General features: G+C 60.8%; 21 protein-coding genes and 1 pseudogene. 3 read left to right on the plus strand and 19 right to left on the minus strand.

What is annotated here, in order from left to right; all coding sequences use genetic code 11:
* Window positions 1-51: 51 nt before the first annotated feature.
* The 19 genes and pseudogenes from PVZ72_RS04390 to PVZ72_RS04480 all read right to left on the minus strand — a co-directional run bounded on the left by PVZ72_RS04390 (window position 52) and on the right by PVZ72_RS04480 (window position 16,260).
* On the minus strand, window positions 52-252 hold the full coding sequence (locus PVZ72_RS04390; RefSeq protein WP_244950571.1) for a CrpP family ICE-associated protein: 201 nt from the start codon (window positions 250-252) through the stop codon (window positions 52-54).
* A 57-nt stretch (window positions 253-309) separates the two neighbouring features.
* Window positions 310-759: a hypothetical protein gene (locus tag PVZ72_RS04395; RefSeq protein ID WP_145248173.1), complete on the minus strand. Its 450-nt coding sequence runs from the start codon at window positions 757-759 to the stop codon at window positions 310-312.
* A 241-nt stretch (window positions 760-1,000) separates the two neighbouring features.
* Window positions 1,001-1,471 carry a single-stranded DNA-binding protein gene (locus PVZ72_RS04400; protein ID WP_145248172.1) on the minus strand — a complete coding sequence of 157 codons (471 nt, stop codon included), beginning with the start codon at window positions 1,469-1,471 and terminating at the stop codon, window positions 1,001-1,003.
* A gap of 1 nt (window position 1,472) precedes the next feature.
* Window positions 1,473-2,048: a DUF3158 family protein gene (locus PVZ72_RS04405; RefSeq protein WP_273861295.1), complete on the minus strand. Its 576-nt coding sequence runs from the start codon at window positions 2,046-2,048 to the stop codon at window positions 1,473-1,475.
* 5 nt (window positions 2,049-2,053) lie between these two features.
* Window positions 2,054-2,851 (minus strand): PFL_4669 family integrating conjugative element protein, encoded by a 798-nt coding sequence (locus tag PVZ72_RS04410; protein WP_273861296.1) that lies wholly within the window; start codon window positions 2,849-2,851, stop codon window positions 2,054-2,056.
* A gap of 513 nt (window positions 2,852-3,364) precedes the next feature.
* Window positions 3,365-4,660 (minus strand): STY4528 family pathogenicity island replication protein, encoded by a 1,296-nt coding sequence (locus PVZ72_RS04415; protein WP_273861297.1) that lies wholly within the window; start codon window positions 4,658-4,660, stop codon window positions 3,365-3,367.
* Window positions 4,657-5,433 (minus strand): STY4526/YPO1902 family pathogenicity island replication protein, encoded by a 777-nt coding sequence (locus tag PVZ72_RS04420; RefSeq protein WP_145248164.1) that lies wholly within the window; start codon window positions 5,431-5,433, stop codon window positions 4,657-4,659. Before PVZ72_RS04420 ends, PVZ72_RS04415 begins: the two co-directional genes overlap by 4 nt.
* A 37-nt stretch (window positions 5,434-5,470) precedes the next feature.
* Entirely contained in the window at window positions 5,471-7,219 is a 1,749-nt protein-coding gene (locus PVZ72_RS04425) for a ParB family protein (RefSeq protein ID WP_273861298.1), read from the minus strand.
* A complete protein-coding gene (locus tag PVZ72_RS04430; protein ID WP_145248160.1) occupies window positions 7,216-7,494 on the minus strand; it encodes an Arc family DNA-binding protein in 279 nt (92 codons plus the stop codon). The genes PVZ72_RS04425 and PVZ72_RS04430 overlap by 4 nt, the downstream gene beginning before the upstream one ends.
* On the minus strand, window positions 7,491-7,730 hold the full coding sequence (locus PVZ72_RS04435) for a hypothetical protein (protein WP_007160909.1): 240 nt from the start codon (window positions 7,728-7,730) through the stop codon (window positions 7,491-7,493). The genes PVZ72_RS04430 and PVZ72_RS04435 overlap by 4 nt, the downstream gene beginning before the upstream one ends.
* On the minus strand, window positions 7,727-8,116 hold the full coding sequence (locus PVZ72_RS04440) for a hypothetical protein (protein WP_263258806.1): 390 nt from the start codon (window positions 8,114-8,116) through the stop codon (window positions 7,727-7,729). The genes PVZ72_RS04435 and PVZ72_RS04440 overlap by 4 nt, the downstream gene beginning before the upstream one ends.
* 1 nt (window position 8,117) lies before the next feature.
* A complete protein-coding gene (locus PVZ72_RS04445) occupies window positions 8,118-8,549 on the minus strand; it encodes a hypothetical protein (protein WP_263258807.1) in 432 nt (143 codons plus the stop codon).
* Window positions 8,546-9,958: a replicative DNA helicase gene (dnaB, locus tag PVZ72_RS04450; RefSeq protein ID WP_273861299.1), complete on the minus strand. Its 1,413-nt coding sequence runs from the start codon at window positions 9,956-9,958 to the stop codon at window positions 8,546-8,548. Before dnaB ends, PVZ72_RS04445 begins: the two co-directional genes overlap by 4 nt.
* A complete protein-coding gene (locus PVZ72_RS04455) occupies window positions 9,955-10,656 on the minus strand; it encodes a DUF2786 domain-containing protein (RefSeq protein WP_263258809.1) in 702 nt (233 codons plus the stop codon). The genes dnaB and PVZ72_RS04455 overlap by 4 nt, the downstream gene beginning before the upstream one ends.
* A complete protein-coding gene (locus tag PVZ72_RS04460) occupies window positions 10,656-11,417 on the minus strand; it encodes a hypothetical protein (RefSeq protein WP_145248148.1) in 762 nt (253 codons plus the stop codon). The genes PVZ72_RS04455 and PVZ72_RS04460 overlap by 1 nt, the downstream gene beginning before the upstream one ends.
* 1 nt (window position 11,418) lies before the next feature.
* A complete protein-coding gene (locus PVZ72_RS04465; RefSeq protein ID WP_145248654.1) occupies window positions 11,419-12,279 on the minus strand; it encodes a ParA family protein in 861 nt (286 codons plus the stop codon).
* Window positions 12,280-13,284: 1,005 nt separating this feature from the next.
* Complete coding sequence (locus PVZ72_RS04470) at window positions 13,285-14,598, minus strand: methyl-accepting chemotaxis protein (protein WP_273861300.1); 1,314 nt, start codon at window positions 14,596-14,598, stop codon at window positions 13,285-13,287.
* Window positions 14,599-14,881: 283 nt separating this feature from the next.
* Window positions 14,882-15,153 (minus strand): annotated as a pseudogene (locus PVZ72_RS04475) (C-terminal helicase domain-containing protein); the annotation flags it as partial.
* 438 nt (window positions 15,154-15,591) lie between these two features.
* Window positions 15,592-16,260: a GntR family transcriptional regulator gene (locus PVZ72_RS04480; RefSeq protein WP_252977165.1), complete on the minus strand. Its 669-nt coding sequence runs from the start codon at window positions 16,258-16,260 to the stop codon at window positions 15,592-15,594.
* A 318-nt stretch (window positions 16,261-16,578) separates the two neighbouring features.
* On the opposite strand from PVZ72_RS04480, the gene PVZ72_RS04485 reads away from it, so the two are divergent.
* The 3 genes from PVZ72_RS04485 to PVZ72_RS04495 all read left to right on the plus strand — a co-directional run bounded on the left by PVZ72_RS04485 (window position 16,579) and on the right by PVZ72_RS04495 (window position 20,040).
* A complete protein-coding gene (locus tag PVZ72_RS04485) occupies window positions 16,579-17,256 on the plus strand; it encodes a DUF2848 domain-containing protein (RefSeq protein WP_273861301.1) in 678 nt (225 codons plus the stop codon).
* Between the two features lie 5 nt (window positions 17,257-17,261).
* Window positions 17,262-18,602 carry an amidase gene (locus PVZ72_RS04490; RefSeq protein WP_187981383.1) on the plus strand — a complete coding sequence of 447 codons (1,341 nt, stop codon included), beginning with the start codon at window positions 17,262-17,264 and terminating at the stop codon, window positions 18,600-18,602.
* 106 nt (window positions 18,603-18,708) lie between these two features.
* Window positions 18,709-20,040 carry an MFS transporter gene (locus PVZ72_RS04495; RefSeq protein WP_273861302.1) on the plus strand — a complete coding sequence of 444 codons (1,332 nt, stop codon included), beginning with the start codon at window positions 18,709-18,711 and terminating at the stop codon, window positions 20,038-20,040.
* The last annotated feature ends 172 nt before the right edge of the window (window positions 20,041-20,212 follow it).

The raw sequence follows: 20,212 nt of genomic DNA on the forward strand, positions 1-20,212 counted from the left end.
AGCCGGTCAGCGGCGGAAGGGAAAACCCTAACTGGAAGGGAATAGGTTGGCCTAGAAGTCGAAGCTCTGCTGCTGGGCCTGGGCATACCCTTTGAGCCAGGACGATCGAAAGGCGGGGTGCTGGTAGGGACAGGTATGAACACCGGCTCTGGCTAGGCCTGCGGCTTCACCTGCACGCATGGCGGATCGGTGAGCGTTCGCTCCAGATCGACCATCCATGGAAGTCACTCTAGATTGGGCTTCGTTCACCATGGCAGTGTCCCGATTGATAAGGCTGAATCCACCAGCAGAGTCACGTTGAGCCGCGATCTACGAAGGAAACCCCATTCGTTCGCACTCCTGCTTCAGGTGGCCCATATAGGCCCGGCGCGCATGCCGTGGACATGTGGATTCGGCCTGACTCAGCCAGTGCTCTTGCTCGGCCTGATCCATACCATTCCACCAGTCGATGGCGACTTCCACCTCGTGGGTGACGTCTGGAGCTTCACCACGGAAATAGGCCCCAACCAACTGCTCGCGTCGAGTCATTCGATTCTCGTTCAGGCTCCAGACCAGGCGCCGTACATCGTCTTCGTGCAGGCCCAGAAAATCGTGGCAGGCGTCGATGTAGCCTTGGGCGCGCATCGATACATCCCCGATGGCACGGAGCCTACGAACCTTTGCTACCTCGTTGACCTTCGCCTGGCACAGGCCCCGTATAGCATCCATATCGCAGCTGGCAATCTGGACGGCGCGTTTGAAACGGTAGGAGTTGTCCATGTGCAGTTCCACGCTATTCGAGTGAGTGATACCTGCGGCTTCACGTGGGGCCGCGGCTCCTGACAACCCTGAGGTTGAGTGGGTGGCGGGGGAGACACGAGGTGCGAGGTAGATCTCCCTGCAGCTTCACGCAGTGGCGCGACTTTTCTGCCACTGCTCGGCCCGGGGCGACAGGCCCACGCTCAGTGAGTCCTGTCTTCCGGCAGCTTCACGCTGGGGCGGCAAATTTTTCGGGGGGCAGCTAGTAGGGGATCTGGTCGTCGAAATCCTCGGACATCGGTGCCGGCGTGGGGGCAGGTGTCCGCGACTGGCCGTTCGCTACCGGCCGCGCCTGCGCCTGACCCGTACCCTGGCCCATGGTGATGGACTCGATGCGTTGGGGCAGGAACGCAATCCGGTTGGCCTGGACTTTCATCGCGGCTTGTTCGATGCCGTTGCCATCCTTCCAGTTGTCGAGGACCGCACGGCCTTCGACCAGCACCCGCATACCTTTCTGGTACAGCCGGCTATAGCTTTCCGCGTCGCGGTGCCAGAGCTCGACGTTGGCCCAGAAACCGCCGCGATCCTCGTAGGAGCCATCCTGCAGGCGAATGCTGTTATCGAAATAGACGTTCAGCCGGAGCAGGTGCCGCGGATCCTGATTGTCCTTCTGGAACCGCTTGTACTCGGGGGCGGAACCGATGTTGCCTTCCCATACTACTGCTGTGCCCATGTCAGGCCTCCTGTTGGGATGCGGCGTCTTCGCCGCGGGATTGGATGATCTGTTGCAGCTGTTCGGTGTAAACGGCATCGGCCTGGGCCATCTTCTCGGCGCACTCGGCGGCCTGCCGGCCAATGGCATGGACCAGGCTGATCTGCATATTCAAAGCAATGCGCTGCAGCTCCATGGCGTGCAGATCCTGGAGCAGTGTTTCGGTGACCAGGTCGTGGCGGCACAGGTCCGCCCAAAGCCCCACGCCCATCTTTCGTGTCCCACTCTGCTGCCAGCGCAGAAAGACTGGGCCAGCGGAGGTGTGCTGGTGGGTCATCCGGATCGGCAAGAGCGTGAAGGGGAAGCGCTGGGCCTGCGCGAGAATCCGCTCCTGGGCAAGGGTGTTCAGTTCGGCTTCAAGGGAACGGCACTGCTCGGCTAATTGGTCCAGTGCTCCCTTACCTTTAAAGGGTTTTAAAAGCCCTTTGTAGAAGGGTGCGTGTTGCAGGTTCGCGAAGACATCCTGTTGCAGGGGCTGGAAGGCGGCCTGTTGCAGGTCTGCGGTTTTCGAACCTTGAGTGGACTGTTGCAGTGCCATGGCGATCAGGCCTCACTCATCTCGGTGATGTTCTGGGAGCTGGTCATAGCGCCCAAATGCTCATCCTCGTCGGCAGAGTCGCCATCGAAACCGTCATCGCCACCACTGGAGCTAGCGGGGACATCGCCGGGACGTTGGATCGCCGGGGCGAACTTGCTACGGCGGGTCCCTTCCAGGACGTCCTTGGGCATTTCCAGGAAGCTGTACATCTGCTGGGCGTTGGTGGCGCGGGCATTGTTGGCGGCGATGTCGTCGCGCGATGCACCGCTGTAGCCCTTGTAGCGCTGGCCGACGCCGTACAGGCGACGAAGCACGGCGGCGCCCTCATCCAGCCAGGCCTCCTTGGAGCCGTTGTCGATCAGGCCGATGTGAGCGGCCAGGAGGATCCGGCGTACCAGCTCGTCATAGCGGGTGAGCAGGTACACGCCCTTGAAGGCCAGCGGCGAGTTCAGGTAGAGCGGGAACTTGAGCGGCTGGATCGACAGGTTGACACCCACGTCGAGCTGCTTGGGCAGCATGGCCATGACCTGGTTCAGTCGTTCATCTATAGCGGTCAGCTGCTGCTCCGACTCCTCGATTTTGTCCTCGATGATGATGAGGAAAAGATCGGAATAGGGATCGTCCTTGGCGGCGCCGGCGGAGATGCGGTTGATGATGTTGGAGAAGCCGGACAAGCCGATCATGCCGGGCTTGTTATCGGAGCGCTGCCGACCGAACCAGAGGCGGGAAGCGTGATGGGTATGCAGGGTGAGATCGACTTTCGATCTGAGCGAGCCCAGGTTGAGCTGGAAGGTATCAGCCATGAGAAGGATTCCTTGGGTTGTGAGATGACGCTCGGGCAGGGTGCCGAGACTGGCGCTGGAGGGCAGCGGAAAACCGTATTTGGGTGCGAGGAGGTTGTGATCGACGTCTTCGATCAGCCTGTTTTCTGTTAATCACTCGCTGACAACTGCGGGGTGTTTCTCCGGGAACCAGAGCTTCGGGTTCGTAAGGTGTTTCCCCGGGAACCAGAGCTTTGGACCCGTAAGGTGTTTCCCCGGGAACCAGAGCTTTGGACCCGTAAGGTGTTTCCCCGGGAACCAGAGCTTCGAACCGGTAAGGTGTTTCCCCGGGAACCAGAACTTTGGACCCGTAAGGTGTTTCCCCGGGAACCAGGGCTTCGAACCCGCATGGTGTTTCCCCGGGAACCACTGGTTTGAATTCGGAGAGTGTTTCCCTGGGAACCGCTACTGGGGGCGGTCGGGTGATCGATTCCCAACTGTCATCGCTAGCCTCAATGGCTGAGATTGAGAAGATGCGGATGGAGTGAGCGGAGATCATTCGCTACCTCCACGGCCCATCATCTTCCGAAGGCTCTTGAGTACGTCATTTCCGGTTTGAGCATCACTGACTGCCTTTGGCTGGACAGTGGCCGGCTCAAATCGCGGAATTGCCGGCAATGAAGGCGCTTGTATGGGCATGGCTGGAGTGGCGGTTTGAACTGCGGATGGCTGCCAATCGGCGTTGAAGTCACCGGTCTGGGCCTTCTGGATGAGTTTCATCAGGTAGCCAAAGGGCTTTGCTACCTTGCCCGAAGCGCAGCGAACGCCCCATTGCTTCACAAGGGGCATTCGAATGTCTGCGGGAACAGCCAGGATCACGAGCTGGGCCCGCTGCTGCTGCTCCGACGTCATCCGTTGATAGGCGCTCGGCCACACAAGGTCCACGTCCGCCTGCTCGCGCAGTACAGAGCTTTTAGATACATCAGTATTTGTATTCGTATACGTACTAGATGAGTTCGGATTCCGAACTAAGGGTGAAGCCCCCTGATTTTCACTGAGTTCGGAATCCGAACTGAGGCTCAAGACCTGATCAACAAGGCTTTTTTGACTGAGTTCGGAATCCGAACTCAGGTGATTCATAGCTGCCAACACCGGCGTTCGGAATCCGAACTCAGCGGGAGGTCTCGCTGCACGTGCTGGATCTTCGAGCCCCTGGGCGCGAAAGCGCTCTCTGAACACTTCCACGCGGGTGGGCAGGTCCTGGGTCTCGCTGACCAGCATCTCGTCAAAGGTCAGGCCGGCGATCTCGCGGACTGAGGTGTTGGTGTGTTCGAGGCCATTAGCCACAAGTGGCAGAAAGTCGTGATCGAGTTGGATGGCCTCGGAGTAGGCCACGGGCTCGTCGTGCAGGATGTAGATGTTGCCTTGGACCTGGCCGGTAATCGCGTCGCGGACACGGCGGCCGAGGCTCAGCCAGCGAGTCAGGCGCAGTACGGTCAAGGCCTTGGCCACGGTCTCACGCGAAGCAGGACGTCCTGGGTTATTGCCCAGGTAGGGGCGCAGCTGATCGTAGGTCGGGAACGCCGTGACCCCATCACCATTCATGAGCAGGCGAAACACCTGCCAGGCGTTGCGCTCAAGGGGCGAGAGACGTTCATCGAGCAGCAGTCGGCGAGGAACGGTCTCGTGAGGGTTACCGCTGAAAACGATGCCGGCGAATTCCTTGGGTAGGTTTTCGCCGGTTTTTTGCTTGTAGTCGCGCTGGGCTTGGACATGGACGTTCAGGTGTGACGCTGCAACGTCCAGGGCGCGACCGAGTAGATGGGAGCCGCGTGGAGCAGTGGTTTTCACCTATTGTCGCCTTCTGCCGAATCCAGCTCGATCAAGCTCATTTGCCCGAGGGCAGCGGACGGATCCTGTTCTTGCGCCTCTGGCAGGGCATCGTCGACGGCTTGCTCCTCACCGAGTTGCCGATCTCGCCGCTTCCTTGCATCGGAAATCAGCAAGAGCGGTGCCCGGGCGATCTTGGGTGGGTAGAGACCTTCATTGAGCCAGGTCTGTACGAGATTCCAGATGAGGCCGAGGGTGATCTGATCGTGCTTGTCCTTGATGGACTCGAACGGGCCGTTGAGCTCCTCGGTGATCATCATGCAGATGTCGAGCAGGGCGATGGCGTCCTTGTGGTCCACCTCGTGAGCGTTCATCAGGTCGAGAAAGCGATACCAGACCTGATCGGTATCGTTGAGCCCTGCAACCCGCCCGGAGCGACCGGGGACGTTCAGAAGCTGGCGCACCACGCTGATCTCGCTGGGGGCCATGCCGAAGAACTCGCGGATCATCCCGTTGGTAGCGCCTAACTGGATGGCGCGATGCACGAGGCGGGTCTCGCGCTCATCGCGCTCGCAGTTCTCCAGGAGCTTTTTGACCATATCGAGATCGATCTGGACCTTGCACCATCGCGCTGGGGCATTTTTCAGGATGCTGTGAGCCTGGGGCTGACGCAGCAGGTTCAAGACTTCGACGTCCAGGCCAATGTCCAGGCAGCGCTGGACCTGGCCGTTGCGCAGGTGATGGAGGATCTGATCCATCAGCGCCTGGTTCATGGGGTTGTACTTCGTGGACATATGCGACTTCCTAATGCAGGTCCAGAAGGTGACCGGGCTACTGCCCGGCCTCGAGTTCGATCAGCCGGCGGGCGAGACGGATCACCCTGAACAGCTTCACGACGGCGGCATCGGTCATGCGGCCTTCGGTGCTGGCTGACTTGCTATCGAAAAGGGGATCGCCAAGGAGCAACTGGCCCAGGTTCAGGGCAAAGGTCGCGTTCTCTTCCGCGATGCTTGCCTTGAGCTCCTCGGCAGTCTCTGGATCACGCGACACCACGTAGCTGTACATGCCCGTCAACGACTGCAGGAATTGCCAAGACGTTGTTCCGCGTGCGGTCAGCTCTGAATGAGGGGTAGAAAGCGTGAAGCCGAGTGCGAAATCGGTGGGCTTGAGGAGCTCTCCAGAAACGTCGCACAGCTGGGCAATTTCGAAGACCAGCGTTCGCAGGACCTTACGCAACTCTTCAGGGGTATCGGTGTTGCGCTCGATGTACCAGACATCCGAGATGGCATGCAGGCCGCCGGCCTGGACAGGGATCGCACGTAGGGCATCACTGTTGAAGTCAGGCAGTGTCTCGCCGTGCTCGGCCGCGATGCGACGCTGAACGTCCCTTACCTTCTGACCGATGCCATCGGGCGTGACGATGTGGCCGTTCAGGCGAGCGGCACGTTCCTCCTCGGAGAGCTGCTCGGGATCCGGCGGAGTGTGCTGAAGGGGAGTGGTGTCGATTGCGCCTGAACCACCCGTACGCTCAGGTAGTGGCGGTGGTGTGGAAGGGGAGGCAGCTCCCTGCTTCTGCTTGCTGGGCGCTCCTGATGGTTGTTCCTGCCTAGTACTGTTGCCAGGCGCGTGCGCGATAGCACCGGTAGTAGGAACCTGAGGAGCCTGGCCATCGGGCACTTGCACCCCCACAAGTTGCGAGCGTCGGCTACTGTCTTGGTGATCAAGGATCGCCTTGAGTACTTCTTCGTAGCTGACATTCAGCGCTCTGCGGATCTGGCCGATCAGCTCGTCCTGGATGGTCTCGAATACGAAGTTGTCGGTCGAGCCATCGAAGCCATTGAGCACATCTTGGTACAGCAGCTCAAAATCGCTTTCCTGACCATTGAAGCTCACCCATGCTTTCAAGCTAGAGCTGCGCAATGTCAGTAGCTTTTCGACCTGATGTTTGCCCAGTCCAGAGTAGAGCAGGCTGGGAATAGCCGGTAACAGCAGTCGCACTGCATCTTGCATCTTCGATAGATGCGAGTGGGAGATTGAATAGCCATCTTCTTTGAGCTTCCTTGAGAATTCTCTCAGTGATAGCGATTCGGGGGATTCGTCTAGGTAGCGCTGCTTAATGGCATCAAGATGTACCGCTCGCTCGATGAACATAAGGTTGCCGCGTAGATCATTCTCAGCCAGGTGGCCTGTCATCGAGATGATCTCGCCGCGGTCACCCCAGGGCCGGAACAGGCAGCTGATACGGAAGAATCTCTCGTCTTTGGTCTCTTGCCACAGTTCATTCAAAGCCGCCAAACGGGTATTACCGCCGCTTCGAATTATGAATTTCTCCTCTCCTGGTCGGCGAGTAACTGGGGGCGGCTGGTCGAGACCTCTCGCAGAGATGGAGGCCTTGATGTCATCGAACATCGGGTTGCGCGTTCTGCGAGGGTTATGGTCGTAGGGCGCTAGTTGGTCCAGTGTCAGGACCATAGGCGTTTCCTTGATCGGATCCGCCAGGCGTGCGACAGGAACGCTCGATCCGGCAAAGCCGCCGGCCAACAGACGCTGAGTGACGGCTTCGTTGCTGGGCTTGCTCATGCGTGGATCTCCTGAGCAACACGACTTACGGGCCGGCTGGGCTCATCATTGGCGGCCAGCAGCTGGTCGATAACGCGCTGCAGACGGAAGACCTCATCCTCGAGCTCGAGCGTGCGGCCCATGCGGCTGATGATCTCTGCGTTCATCGACCGATGGGCCTGCTTGGCGGCCTCGGCGATTTGAGGACGAAGCCCCTTGGGAAAGCGGACGACGAACTTCTCATCCTCTGTTGCAGATTTCCGTACGGATGGCTTGCGCTTGGTTGCGGTAGTCATAGGGTCTGATCCAATTCGTTCATAGGCTGGGCACGGCGCAGTTGGGCGCGGGCATTGAGGCCGGCGCGGCGATCACTGGGCGTGAAAGACGTGAAAATGGGGCAGTAGCCGACTTTCAAGAACTTGACGTGGCCGCCCTTGGTACGGGCAACGATCCAGCCCTCGTCCAGGGCGAACGCCACCAGGTCTTGCAGGTTCTTGTTGGCACCACGTAGCGCATGGGCGGGCGTCGTCATGAGCGGCTACCCCCTTTCACGTACCCGACTTTGAAAGGCAGCCGATGCGCCCTGGCAAGGGCATGGCAACGCTCCAGGGGCTGCTGTAGGCGCTTGGACGCGGTACGCAGGGTATCCCCGAGCAAAGCGCGGGCTCGAAGGAGCCGCACCAGATCCTCATCGGAAACTTCGGTTGCCGGCTTCGCTTCGGCGATCTGACGCAGCTCCTCGCGCTGCGCGCTGATGACGAAGCTCGGGCCGCCGGCGGCGCGCTCGGTGGGCTTCTCTTCAACGACCTGGCCACCATTGGCCAGGAAGTCGTTCAGCGCTGCATCCAGCCTCTGCCGGTCACGTTCGCGATTGGTATGAGAAGGGAGATCCTGTTCCGGGGTGTGATGGGAGAGCATGTCATTGGCCTCCCGCCCGGTGCTGGAGCTGGTTGCCCGATTCGATGGCCACGATCTCGGCCAGACCATCGTCCTTGAACAGCAGGTCCAGGGTCTTGATCAGCCCTGCCGCGTCATTGCGGGAGCCGGCGACGCGGAAGACGACGGTGGTGTCGTGGAAGGGACCAGGTGCTGGCTGATCGACGACCTGCAGGGGCTCCACGTCGAGCGAATGGCAGACGCTGCAGACCAGATTTTCATCAGCGGTAAGGGGGCGGCGGCAGAGGTGATGGCCGCAGTTGCGGCACTGGTGAGTAACCCCAGATAACATAGCTTGCGGGCTCATCGGGCAGCTCCTTGCCGGCTCCCGCCGGCGAACGATCGAGGGAAAGGGCAGGGAAGAGGGTTGCGACTCATCGGTAGCGGGCACGAGGGCATCGGTCAGCAGGTTCATGCGTTCATCTCCTGCCAGGCCTGCGCGCTCAGGTTCTCGAAGCGCGTCTGCTTCGCGATAAAGGCGGCGCGGACCGTGCCGACTTCGCCGTTGCGGTGTTTGCCAACGATCAGCTCAGCAATGCCCTTGAACTCGGTTTCCGGGTGGTAGTACTCGTCGCGGTACAGGAACATGATCACGTCGGCGTCCTGCTCGATGGCGCCGGACTCCCGGAGATCGGCAAGGCCAGGCCGCTTGTTCGGCCGGGACTCCAGTCCCCGGTTGAGCTGGGAGAGCGCGATGACAGGGCACTTCATCTCTTTGGCGAGCGCCTTGAGCGAGCGAGAGATCTCGGCGATCTCGTTGGCGCGGTTCTCCTGACCAACGCAGCGCATCATCTGCAGGTAGTCGATCAAGATCAGGGCGGGCGGGCCGAAACGGCGCGCGGCGCGACGGGCTCTGGCACGTAGCATCGTGGGGGATAGGCCCGCCTCATCGTCGATGACCAGGCGATCGCCAAAGCTGTTGATGGTGTTGACGGCCATGGTCAGCTTCGGCCAGTCCTCATCCGCCAACTGTCCGCTCTTGAGCTTCGTGGCATCGATACGGCCTATGATCGCCACTAGCCTGAGCATCAACTGCTCCGCCGGCATCTCCAGGCTGTAGACCTGCACCGATTTGTTCTGCGCATGCTGGAGTGCCCTGGTAATGCAGTTGAGCAAGAAGGCGGTCTTGCCCATGGCCGGGCGGGCACCGACGATGATCAGGTCGGTGTCCTGCCATCCCGAGGTGAGGGTATCGAGGTCGGTAAGACCTGAAGGAACGCCCGTCACCGGCATAGGGTTGTTGAAGCGCTCGTCGATGGTGTCGATCAGCTTGCTCAACGTTGCAGTGACGTTGCAGAACTCAGCGCCCTTGCGATCTTGGCCGAGTGCGAACAGCCGCTGCTCGGTCTGCTCCTGCACTTCGGCGGCATTGGCACCTGGTGCTGAGGCCTCGCGGCTGCTGGCAAAGCCCAGCAGGATCAGGCGGCGTAGGTGCGCGCGCTGGGCGACGATCTCTGCGTACGCGACGATGTTGGCCACCGAGGGGGTGTCTTTGGCCAAGGTACCCAGATAGGCAAGGCCGCCGACCTCGTCGACGTCGGGCATCACCTCGGCGAGGGTCACGACATCGAAGGGCCGCGACTGCGAGGCGAGCAGGGCGATTCGCCGGAATATGAGCTGGTGGTGCCGGAAGAAGAAGTCCTCCTCCAGCAACACGTCAGCGATCAGGTCCCAGGTGCTGTTGTCGAGCATCAGTCCGCCCAAGACGGACTGCTCGGCTTCTTGGGAGTGAGGCGGGACCAAGCCGGCTGCAACGCGCTCAGCGTCTGAGACATGGACTGTGTGATCGTGGGCGGGGGCTTCCAAGAGCTGAGCGACGCTCATGACCGACCTCCCAGCGCTACCTGGTCGCGGCGCTGGCCAACGCCGCGGTGGAGCTGCGCTTGAGTACCCAGCTCGTAGCCCTGATAGCGAGCTCGCACGTCGTGGCCTTTGGCCTCCAGGTGCTCAAGCTCCAAGGTGGTGAGGTCAGGATGGTGCACGGCCAGGTAGGCATCGATGACGCGCTGGGTCTCATCTGGCTTGCCCTTGGCAAACTGGTGAACCTTGACGCTTACCGCTTCGATCCAGCCTTCGGCGAAGACCTGGCCACGACGGCGTTTGGTGGCCAGCTTGCAGCGAGTTTGGCTGCGGACGAAGACCTTGCGCGCGGCCAGGAGCTGCTGGTGGAGCGCGGAATAGGCGTAGCTGGCCATCTCAGGCCCGACACCGATACCGACGAACTTGAAGGCCCACCCCAGGCGCTGATCACGAAAGGCCAGGGGATCGCAATCGAATGCCTGGGCACACACCAGTGCGAGCTGGTGAAGCCAATGGGCGGGTGCTTTGCGGGTGCCGGTGGCAACAACTGCTTCGCTGGCCAGCACTGCCTGGACATCAACGTCCATGAGGTTGTGCTGCTGCATGAGCTTGCGCGCTTGACGCAGCGCGATCTCGGCTTCGTTCGGCGCGGCGCCGGCGTCCTTGGCCAGAGCGAAGCACTTGGCGACGCGTTCCAGGATCTTCTGCTTGTTAGTGTCCATCAGGCAGCCCCTCCTTGCGAAGGGGCCGCTGCCGGTGCCGGGTTTGACACCAGTACGACTTCTTGAAGCGCCTCTGTCCAGACCTTGAGGGTCTCCTGAGCGCTTGGCTTGGAGAGCTGAGCCTCCCGGACTTCTGCGATACGCTCTTGGAGGGCCTTCAGCCGTTCGGCGGGTGTGTGGCCAGGATGAACCAGGTGGCGTTCGACGGAATATTTCAGGTCGGCGATGAGACTGGATACTTGGTCCAGACGCCAGCTGCGCTCACTGGACCACTTGGGAGCGTGGCTTTGCATCATGTCGCGAAGGTGATGATCCTCCTTCAGCATCCAGCCGTCGGTAACAGGCCTAGTGGCGATGTACAGCTTCAGCACGTCGATCTGCTGCTCGACCGTCGTGGTCGGCAGCTGGAAGTGCTTAGCTACCAGCTGCTGGGCTTGTCGCTCGCGTTGCTCACGAAGCTTGGCGGCAGCCTTCTCTTCTCGTGCCTTCCGTTCCTTGGCGTGCTCGACGTTGTACTTCACTGAGTCCAGTAGGGCAGCAGCGTTGCTAAGCAGCTCGCGCTGCTCGCGAGAGAGCTGCTCGCCGAGGCGACCTAGGAGATTGCCGTACTGGGTCAGCGCACGGAGCTCGCGGGCTGCGCTGGAGAGCCCGGTCTGCACCTTGCGGAAATCCTTCGCGTCGTAGAATTTTCCCTGTTCCAGCACCACTTCTGCAGTGATGCCCGTGGCCTGGGTCAGATCATGCTTTTGGGGCGTGGCCATCTCACTTGCCCTCTCTCACCAGGGCATGCACAACCGACTCATTCATGGCCGTGAAGCGATCAGCCCACTCGGGGAAGAGTTCGATGGCGAGCTCACGTATGACCTGCAAGGCCGCTGGGGCTTTGCGATCAGAAGGCTGGCGGTATTCAAGGCGATGAGCTGGGATGCCACGAGTCGCGGACTCTCGGTAGACGACCGCCTTAGGAATGATGGTGCTCGTGACCTGAATGTCGGGATGATCCCTGAAGGTCTGGCGGATCGTCGCATCCAGCTGGCGAGCGTCTGAGGTGAGATCAAGGCCGTTCACGACGGCTTTGATGGGCGGTATCGGCAGTCCAAGGCGAGCGTAGGGCCGAAGCCCCTCCAACATCTGGAGAGTGCCGCGGTTGAATTCACGGGCGGACAGCATTTCAGGGGGGAGGGGAGAGACGGCGAGATCCGAAGCGAGCATCACCATCTCGAGGAGCACGGTACGGGCGCCCTGCGTATCGATCAGCACCAGGTCGAAGTCATCCTGGAAGATGTCCTTGAGATGAGCCAGGCGAAGCCGGCCATCAGGCGCCTGCAGGAGGAGGTTGATCAGGTGGTTATGCGGATCGTTGGAATAGATCAGCGACAGGTTCTGGATATTCGTCTTGGAGACGATGCGATCGAGGCGGGTCTCGTTGCTGGCGATCAGCTCGAAGACGCCGCAGGGGGCGGGCTCGACGAGGTCGTAGTACGAGGAAAGGGAAGGCTGGACGGGGTCCAGATCGATCAGTAGGGTACGGAGCCCGGCATCGGCGCAGAATGCGCCTAGGTTGGCTACCGACGTGGTTTTTCCGGTACCGCCCTTGCCAGAAATCTTGGATGTAGTTTTCAAATTTGCAGCCTCTAATGGGTTCATTAGAGGCCGCTTGTTTTCACTGAGAGGCGCGTCGCGCCTGGGTGCAGTGATGGGTCAAAAGCAATTGGCTTTTAACCAATTGGTCGTAGGTTCGAATCCCACACGACCCACCATCTTCACCAGAAACCCTCCGCAAGGAGGGTTTCTGCGTTTCAGGCCCAAACAGCGGCGATCCACGTAAGGTCCAGCGCGGTCCTCTGATGTTGTCGGAGGGCGTCGATATCGGCTTGAAAAACGCTGCGTCCCTGGCTGCACGGTTTGGCGTTGCGCGGTGGATGCACCTGATTCCAAATAGGCCGGGTCTAGCCACCTCTGAAACGCCTATGCAGGTCCATGCACAGGTGCGTCTGGATAGGACCTTAGCCTTTACCTACCTGAAAATCGGCAGGTGCCTTTGCATGTCGACAGGGTAGGTCATCCTCCCAATGGCATCGTCGAATCCACAGCCAGCTGCCGCCAGGATAAGGCTCGCTCGGGCTGCGAGGAGCTGTTGCCCTGGGGTTTAACCACTAAGTCGGACATGGGACCAGCCTGAGCTATATGCTGGAAAGCCCCGTCTACTTCCAGCGCCGAGGCGTATTCCGCGCCCCTAACCTGCAGATGTGGCCGCTCTCGCCTGGGGCAGAACGGCTACCGGCACAATAGCTGACGAAAAGGGGCCCGGCGCCTGAGGGACGGTTGGGAGATTGCCGGACAGGCAGCGTCACCCCGGGCGACTGGACCGGCGTGGATGTCAGCGCCACGCCGGTGGGCACGGATTCGACTGCGACAAGGGGGAGGTGTTCGGTTTGAGCGTCTTGCGTCCTGGCGTCGCGAGCGGTTGACTTAATCGTGGCCCAAAAAAGCCCCCGCACAGGGCGGAGGCAGATTCAGTTCGAAGCCTTCAGATATGCCAACCTGAAAGAAGAGCTGGAGCACTCTCTCAAGCTGACTGCACCGCCAATTGGCGGTTCAGGCCAGGCCGCCAGGACGTGCGCAACGTCACTGTTGAATCATGTTGGCCGCTCGCTGCGTCGCTTCGGACGTGCGCGTAGCTAGCTTTCGAACCTCGTCGGCTACCACCGCAAAGCCTCGACCGGCCTCTCCGGCTCGTGCCGCTTCGATCGCGGCATTGAGCGCCAGCAGGTTGGTCTGGGCGGCGATGCCCTGGATCGAGCTGACGATGTCGGTGACGTTCTTCAGGCTCTCTTCCATCTCGCGATGCTGGGCTTGCTGCGCGTCCCGAAGCGCATTCTGCTCATGGGTGGCATGGATATCGGTCAGGGCGCCCACTACCCGCAGCGGCGTTCCGTCGTTGGCGCGCCTGGTCTGACCCCGTGCCCTGAACCAACGGTAGCTTCCATCCTTCAGTTTCAGACGGTAGGTGATATCGAAGCCGGTCTTGCCGCTACGGTCATTGAGGTGGGCGCCAAAGGCCTCGATGCTGCGTTGCTTGTCCTCGGGATGCAAACGGGACGCCCAGCTGTCGAGAACATCGGGAAATTCTTCGACTGTCTCGAATCCCAGCAGGCGGCGGAACTGCGGCGACCACCAGAAAGGATTCTGCGCATTGACCGGATCGCCCGCTATCACCTCCATGTCCCACAGGCCATCGTTGAGCATTTCACGCGCAAGCTCGAAACGTGTCAGGGTCACCTCGAGTTCAGCATCGCGCTGGCGCTGATCATGGATGTCTCTGAGAGAGCCAGCCACCCGCAGCGGCGTACCCCGGGCGTCGCGGAGAGTCTCGCCGCTCGCGCGAAACCAGCGATATTCGCCGCTTTTGGTCGCCACCCGGTATTCGATGTCATAGGGGGTGTTACCGCTGCGATCATTCAGGTGCCGGGCGAATGCGTCCAGGGTAGGTTTGCTGTCCTCAGGGTGTAGCCGATTGGCCCAGCTTCCGAGTTCGTTCGGAAAGTCCTGTTCGCTGCGAAAGCCTAGGAGGGCACGAAACTGATCCGACCACCAGAACGCATTACGCGGGTTCACCGGATCTCCGGCGACCACTTCCATATCCCACAGGCCTTCACTGGTAGCACGATTGACCAGGTTGAAGCGGGTAGCCAAACGGTCAACCGCGGCCTCGCGCTCGGCGAGGCGAGCAGTCAGCTGTTCGATCTCACTCTGCATCTCGTGCAACTGAGCGTCGAGAGTCCCTTGGCGAGCCAGCAGTCCCTTCAAGCCTTCAGCTACCTTTCGCACCGGCGCTGGGCCGGTCAGCGAGTCGAGCCTGGCTGCGGCCTCGGGTTGTTCCACAGCGGCAGCGATTACGTCGAGACCACGCATGATGGACAGGTACCGAAGGATGGACATAAGGCGATTCCGAGAAGGTGATATGGCCAGACATGTGATGTCTGTTTGATATCATCTGTCGGCACAGGCGCGATTATCTTTAACGCGATATTCGAGCTGCGTTTGCCTAGCGGACGTGCGGTCACCCTATAGCACGGGCGTAAAGGCTCGCTGAGGCCAATGGCTGAGAGGCATACGACTGGACGGTTTCAAACGGCTCTAGCACGCTCACTGTGTGATCGGCCGATTGAATCTGCGCCTATCTGCCCCGAGCACTTCACCGCATCTCCTGCAGCACCTGTTACAGCTGCAAGTCGAGGCTGTTCTCCACCAGCGGGATCTTGCCTCTCACCAAGCGACGCTTCCGTCTTGGTAGGCCCGGTCTTCCGCTTGGTCCTGCGATCCAGGCGTCCAGGGCAGCCCCAGCAAGAACAGCTAGTTAGCAACAGTCAGGTTATTGCCGGTTCCGGCCGCTGACGTCGGGCCGATAAAGATCCGACAATCGGCGTCCTGCTGGAAACGATCGACTGCCTGCTGACGCGTCGCGAGGCTGTCTGTGGGCACCAGGGAGACACATCGTCCTCGAGGTCGAGCTACCCCAGCACCTATCAAGGAAAAGCACTCGGGAAATTCTTGCTCTAGACGGGACAAGACATCCAAGTATCCCTGTTCAGCATGGTGGGGGCTGAAATGGAGTATGCCCCCATTCCAGGCGTTCGGCCTTGTGTTCAACTGTGCGTCGCGGCGGATCTTGTTCATCTCGACGGGTCGCACCGCAACCAGCGGGTACCGCTGGAGTTCGTGCGTGAGTAGCCGTCAGTGCGGCGATATGAAGGCGCGGACTGAGGTGTGGGCAGCGCGCAACTTCCAGCTGCCTTCCGCGGGCCAGCGGTTAAACGTGGAGGAGGGCGAACGCTGCTCAAGATCCCCTCGACCTACTGGTTCGGCGGCATCGCTTAGATAGCCCCTGAGATGTGGTTGGACAGAGGAACGCTGACCCAAGAACCAATCAGCTCACAGCGTACGGATGATCGCTCTGCGGAAGTCATCGATGTGATGATGGATGGCATGGATAGCCGCCTCGCTGTCACGGTTCTCCATGGCATTGAGGATCTGCAGATGCTCTTCGTAGATGCGCTCGCTATGGTGCATCTCCGACATGGTCAGGAACCAGAAGCGGGCCTGCTTTTCATGCAGGTTGCGCAGTAGGTCGGCGAGTACCCGGTTACGCGCAGCCGCTGAAATGGCCAGGTGGAATTGCAGGTCCACGTCCATCAGCCCGGGTACATCCCGTTGTTTGAGCAGTGCTGGCGACCGCTCGAGGATAGTGCGCATGGCGATGAAATCGCTCTCCTGCGCCCGTTCAAGTGCCAGCTTCACGCACAGCTGTTCGTTGCAGACCCGCACATCGATCATGTCGAGAACGTCGTTGAGCGAGATCGCGGTGACTATCACCCCCTTGCGCGGCAGGATGGTCACCATTCCCTCCATTTCCAGCCGGTGCAAGGCCTGATGCACTGGTGTGCGGCCCAAACCGAGCAGCTGCGTGAGCTGAGCTTCATTAATCGCGTCGCCCGGACGTAGCTGACAGGTAATGATGCGCTGCTTGATCTGCGCATAAGCGAGCTCTCGCAGGCTGGCACTGCCTTTGACGGAGTTGGAGGTGTCGGTGGTATCGAGCAAGAAACTGTCCTCGAGGCACTACTGATATATCACTGTATGGAAAAAGGCTGCCTCTGTCGCCTCTTGCCGGGTCAATCAATAAGCCGCTCTGAACCGGAGTTGCACAGGAATGCGCTGAAACGGTGCAGATAGGTAACAGCTGGCCTCCTTTCCGCTCCTCCGTGCGTATCCATCAGCTACGCAATCCACTGATTTGATGGGACTTTCCTTGGCGTAGGCCGAGCTGGCACAGGCGTTGCTCTGTGAAAATACTGTGATATATCAGTCGATCATCAGTAACAGACCTGGTGCCGTTATTCCCTGTCCAAGGAGCGAAAGATGACGCAACTCAACCTCAACGTGATCGGCCATGGTGAAGTCAGTGTCGATATCGACCATCTGATCATTGCCGGCTGGGCTGGGCGCGACAGCGCTGCGGTCGAGCATCACATTGCCGAACTGGAAGCCCTGGGCGTACGCCGTCCCACTCAGATTCCCTGTTTCTACCGCGTCGCGGCAAGCCTGCTTAACCCTGCGCCCAGCATCCAGGTGCCCGGCAAACACTCGTCCGGCGAGACTGAGATCGTGCTGATACCGAGTCCTGAAGGATTACTGGTGGGCCTCGGTTCTGACCATACCGACCGCAAGGTTGAAGCCTTCGACGTTACGGTTTCCAAGCAAATGTGTGACAAGCCCATTGCCTCCATGGCCTGGCGCTTCGCCGAGGTGGAAGGGCACTGGGATCAACTGGTGATGCGCACCTGGCGAGATCGCGACGGCGTCCGCGCCCTTTATCAGGACGGCCCTGTGACCTCGCTGCTGGCGCCCGCGACCTTGTTGGCCAAGCTCCATGACAGCGCTGCGCTACCCGCGGGTACCGCGATGTTCTGTGGCACCCAGCCGGTGATCGGCGAGTTGGGGTATGGCGAATCCTTCGAAATGGAGCTGTTCGACCCGGTGCTTGGCCGCAGCTTGAGCCACACCTACCGCGTCGAGCCACTGCCGGTAGCGGAGTGACCCTGATGAAAGCGATCAGTGAGTTGGCGCTTGAGCTTGCCCAGGGCACGACCACCAGCGAGGCGCTGGTAACGCAAGCGCTGGAGCGCATCGAAGTCCATCGCGCTGCGGGTGGCCACGCCTACATCAGCGTCGATACCCAGGCTGCGCTATTGGCGGCACGAGCCAGCGACCAGGCTCGCGCTGCTGGCTACGCCCCGTCGCCCCTGGCGGGCCTGCCGGTATCGATCAAAGACCTTTTCGACGTGCGCGGGCAAGTCACCGCCGCCGGGTCCAAGGTATTGGCCCGGGCAGCGCCCGCCGGCTGCGATGCCGCCATCGTGGCTCGCCTGCGCGCCGCTGGCGCCGTTCTGCTCGGGCGGACCAACATGAGCGAATTCGCCTTTTCCGGCCTGGGCCTGAATCCCCACTACGGTTCGCCGACCAGCCCAGTGGCTGCTGGGCGCATCGCAGGCGGTTCCAGCTCCGGTGCAGCGGTGAGCGTAGCCGGCGGCATGGCCGTGGCTGGCCTGGGAACAGATACCGGTGGATCGCTGCGTATCCCGGCCGCCTTTTGTGGTCTGGTGGGCTTCAAGCCCAGCGCACAACGGGTGTCGACTCAAGGCACCATGCCCCTGGCCAGCAGCCTGGACTCGGTTGGTGCCCTCACCAGAACGGTGGCCGATAGCATCCTGCTTGACGAAATTCTTTCAGGCGAAACATTCGACTCTCGCCCTGCCTCCCTTGCCGGCTTACGCCTCGCAGTGACCCGTGATTTCGTTCTGGATGGCCTGGATGACACCGTGGCTCGCGCCTTCGAGCGCAGCCTGGAGCGTCTGCGGGAAGCCGGTGCTGTGATCAGCTGGTTCGACTTCCCTGAGTTGCATCAGCTGCCGACGATCAATGCCGCAGGCGGCCTCACCGCTGCCGAGGCGTGGTATCTACATCATCCCTGGTTGAGCGGTAGCCAGGCCGGCGACTACGACCCGCGCGTGGCCCAACGAATTCGCCGTGGCCAGTCCCTGAGCGCGGCCGACTACCTGCACCTGCAAGCCCAGCGCAAGGTCATGATCGCCGCTGCAAAGGCACGTCTGGGTGACGCCGATGCCTGGTTGCTGCCCAGCGTAGCTGTCGTTCCGCCGCTGTTATCCGCCCTGGAGCAGGACGATGAGCAGTTCTTTGCCACCAACGGCCTGGTACTGCGCAACACCAGCGTCATCAACTTCCTGGACGGCTGCGCGCTGAGTCTGCCCTGTCACTGCGGCGACGAATTGCCTGTGGGCCTGTCGATCGCCGGGCTGAACGGCCAGGACGCGCGCGTGCTGCAAGTGGCCCGCAGCGTTGAGTCGCTGTTGCGCAACAGTTGAAGCAGTGCCGTTCTCGCAGGGCAACGCCAGCGGTACCCCCTTGAACCCTTGATGCTCCGACGTCCCCTCAGGGTCTTCCTCGGCGCTGAATCGATGGAGATGCAGTATGAACCAGAACCCCGTCCTGATCGCCGATTCCCAAGGCGCGAACCCGGACAATACCGCTACCGCCGCGACCTATCGCAAGATCGCCTGGCGTCTGCTGCCATTCCTGGTGTTCCTCTTCGTTCTGGCATGGATTGATCGAGTAAACGTCGGCTTCGCCAAGCTGGCGATGCTTGATGACCTGGGTTTCAGTGAAGCGGTCTACGGTCTCGGCGCAGGCATATTCTTCATCGGCTACTTCCTCTTCGAAGTGCCGAGCAACCTGCTCCTGGAAAAGATTGGCGCACGGCGCACGTTGGCGCGTATCACGATCCTTTGGGGACTGACCTCGGTGGCAATGGCCTATGTGGAAAGTCCAATGTCGTTCTACGTCCTGCGCTTTCTGCTCGGTGCATTCGAAGCCGGCTTCTTCCCTGGCGTGGTGTTGTACCTCACCTACTGGTTTCCCGCGGCGCAGCGCGCACGCATCAACGGGATGTTCATGACTTCGTTCGCCATCGCCGGAGTGGTAGGCGGTCCTATCGCAGGCTTCATCATGAGCCGCATGGTCGGGGTTGGCAGTCTGGCCAACTGGCAATGGCTGTTCATCATCGAGGGCATTCCCTCGGTACTGGCCGGTATCGCGGTGCTGCGCTACCTGCCTGAAAAACCGGCCCAGGCCAAGTGGCTGACGCAGGCAGAGCGCGATCACGTCAGCCAGGTCATTGCTCGAGAAGATGCCGCCCCCGAAAAACACAGCGATCTGAGAAGCCTGGTTCGCAATCCCAAGGTATGGCTATGCGCACTGGTGTACTTCTGCATCGTCTCGGGCAACGCCACCATCGCGTTCTGGACCCCGTCGGTGATCAAGTCGTTGGGCATCGATAACAACATGACCATCGGCTTGCTGGCCGCCATTCCGTTCATCATTGGAACGCTGGCAATGGTGTGGAACGGCCACCATTCCGACCAGACCGGCGAGCGACGCGCCCATTGCGCCATCGCTGCACTCCTGGCGGGTCTGGGCTTGATAGCGACTGGCCTGTGCCTGGGCAGCGCCACCCTGGCGCTGATCGCCCTGACCGTGGCGGCGGCCGGCATCCTGGCCGCCTTCCCGGTGTTCTGGTCGATCCCCGGCGCATTCCTGGCGGGTACCGCCGCCGCAGGTGGAATCGCTCTGATCAACTGCATCGGCAATCTGGCGGGCTTCGTCGCGCCCTACATGATCGGTTTCCTGCGCACCCTGACCGGCAGTCTCTCCGCGGGCCTGTACTTTGTTGCGGCGCTGGAGATTCTGGCGGCCGTAATGGTGTTCCTGCTGTTCAAGGACGTCAGGGTCAGCGAAAGCGCCTAGTCTGTGAAAACCATAGGCAAGCCCTGGGGCTTGGGTGTCAGGTGGCTCTGACGGATGCAACTTGTGAACATCCCCGCCGCCTGCTTCCAGCTCTTGAGGCCGCTCGCTGACGTCCTCCAGCCGACCCGCCATCACCTGTAGTAGCCCGTCTCGCATTTCGGTGGTGCCATCC

This window comes from Pseudomonas sp. LA5 (assembly GCF_028640825.1).
GTDB classification, from domain to species: domain Bacteria; phylum Pseudomonadota; class Gammaproteobacteria; order Pseudomonadales; family Pseudomonadaceae; genus Chryseomonas; species Chryseomonas aestiva.

Bases quoted from the DNA above. Each gene is read 5' to 3' on its own strand.
- PVZ72_RS04400 (WP_145248172.1), bottom strand. From the start codon at position 1,471: ATGGGCACAGCAGTAGTATGGGAAGGCAACATCGGTTCCGCCCCCGAG.
- PVZ72_RS04470 (WP_273861300.1), bottom strand. From the start codon at position 14,598: ATGTCCATCCTTCGGTACCTGTCCATCATGCGTGGTCTCGACGTAATC.
- PVZ72_RS04405 (WP_273861295.1), bottom strand. From the start codon at position 2,048: ATGGCACTGCAACAGTCCACTCAAGGTTCGAAAACCGCAGACCTGCAA.
- PVZ72_RS04425 (WP_273861298.1), bottom strand. From the start codon at position 7,219: ATGAGCAAGCCCAGCAACGAAGCCGTCACTCAGCGTCTGTTGGCCGGC.
- PVZ72_RS04445 (WP_263258807.1), bottom strand. From the start codon at position 8,549: ATGAACCTGCTGACCGATGCCCTCGTGCCCGCTACCGATGAGTCGCAA.
- PVZ72_RS04440 (WP_263258806.1), bottom strand. From the start codon at position 8,116: ATGCTCTCCCATCACACCCCGGAACAGGATCTCCCTTCTCATACCAAT.
- PVZ72_RS04395 (WP_145248173.1), bottom strand. From the start codon at position 759: ATGGACAACTCCTACCGTTTCAAACGCGCCGTCCAGATTGCCAGCTGC.
- PVZ72_RS04410 (WP_273861296.1), bottom strand. From the start codon at position 2,851: ATGGCTGATACCTTCCAGCTCAACCTGGGCTCGCTCAGATCGAAAGTC.
- PVZ72_RS04460 (WP_145248148.1), bottom strand. From the start codon at position 11,417: ATGGCCACGCCCCAAAAGCATGATCTGACCCAGGCCACGGGCATCACT.
- PVZ72_RS04435 (WP_007160909.1), bottom strand. From the start codon at position 7,730: ATGACGACGCCCGCCCATGCGCTACGTGGTGCCAACAAGAACCTGCAA.
- PVZ72_RS04490 (WP_187981383.1), top strand. From the start codon at position 17,262: ATGAAAGCGATCAGTGAGTTGGCGCTTGAGCTTGCCCAGGGCACGACC.
- PVZ72_RS04495 (WP_273861302.1), top strand. From the start codon at position 18,709: ATGAACCAGAACCCCGTCCTGATCGCCGATTCCCAAGGCGCGAACCCG.
- PVZ72_RS04390 (WP_244950571.1), bottom strand. From the start codon at position 252: ATGGTGAACGAAGCCCAATCTAGAGTGACTTCCATGGATGGTCGATCT.
- PVZ72_RS04455 (WP_263258809.1), bottom strand. From the start codon at position 10,656: ATGGACACTAACAAGCAGAAGATCCTGGAACGCGTCGCCAAGTGCTTC.
- PVZ72_RS04485 (WP_273861301.1), top strand. From the start codon at position 16,579: ATGACGCAACTCAACCTCAACGTGATCGGCCATGGTGAAGTCAGTGTC.
- dnaB (WP_273861299.1), bottom strand. From the start codon at position 9,958: ATGAGCGTCGCTCAGCTCTTGGAAGCCCCCGCCCACGATCACACAGTC.
- PVZ72_RS04430 (WP_145248160.1), bottom strand. From the start codon at position 7,494: ATGACTACCGCAACCAAGCGCAAGCCATCCGTACGGAAATCTGCAACA.
- PVZ72_RS04420 (WP_145248164.1), bottom strand. From the start codon at position 5,433: ATGTCCACGAAGTACAACCCCATGAACCAGGCGCTGATGGATCAGATC.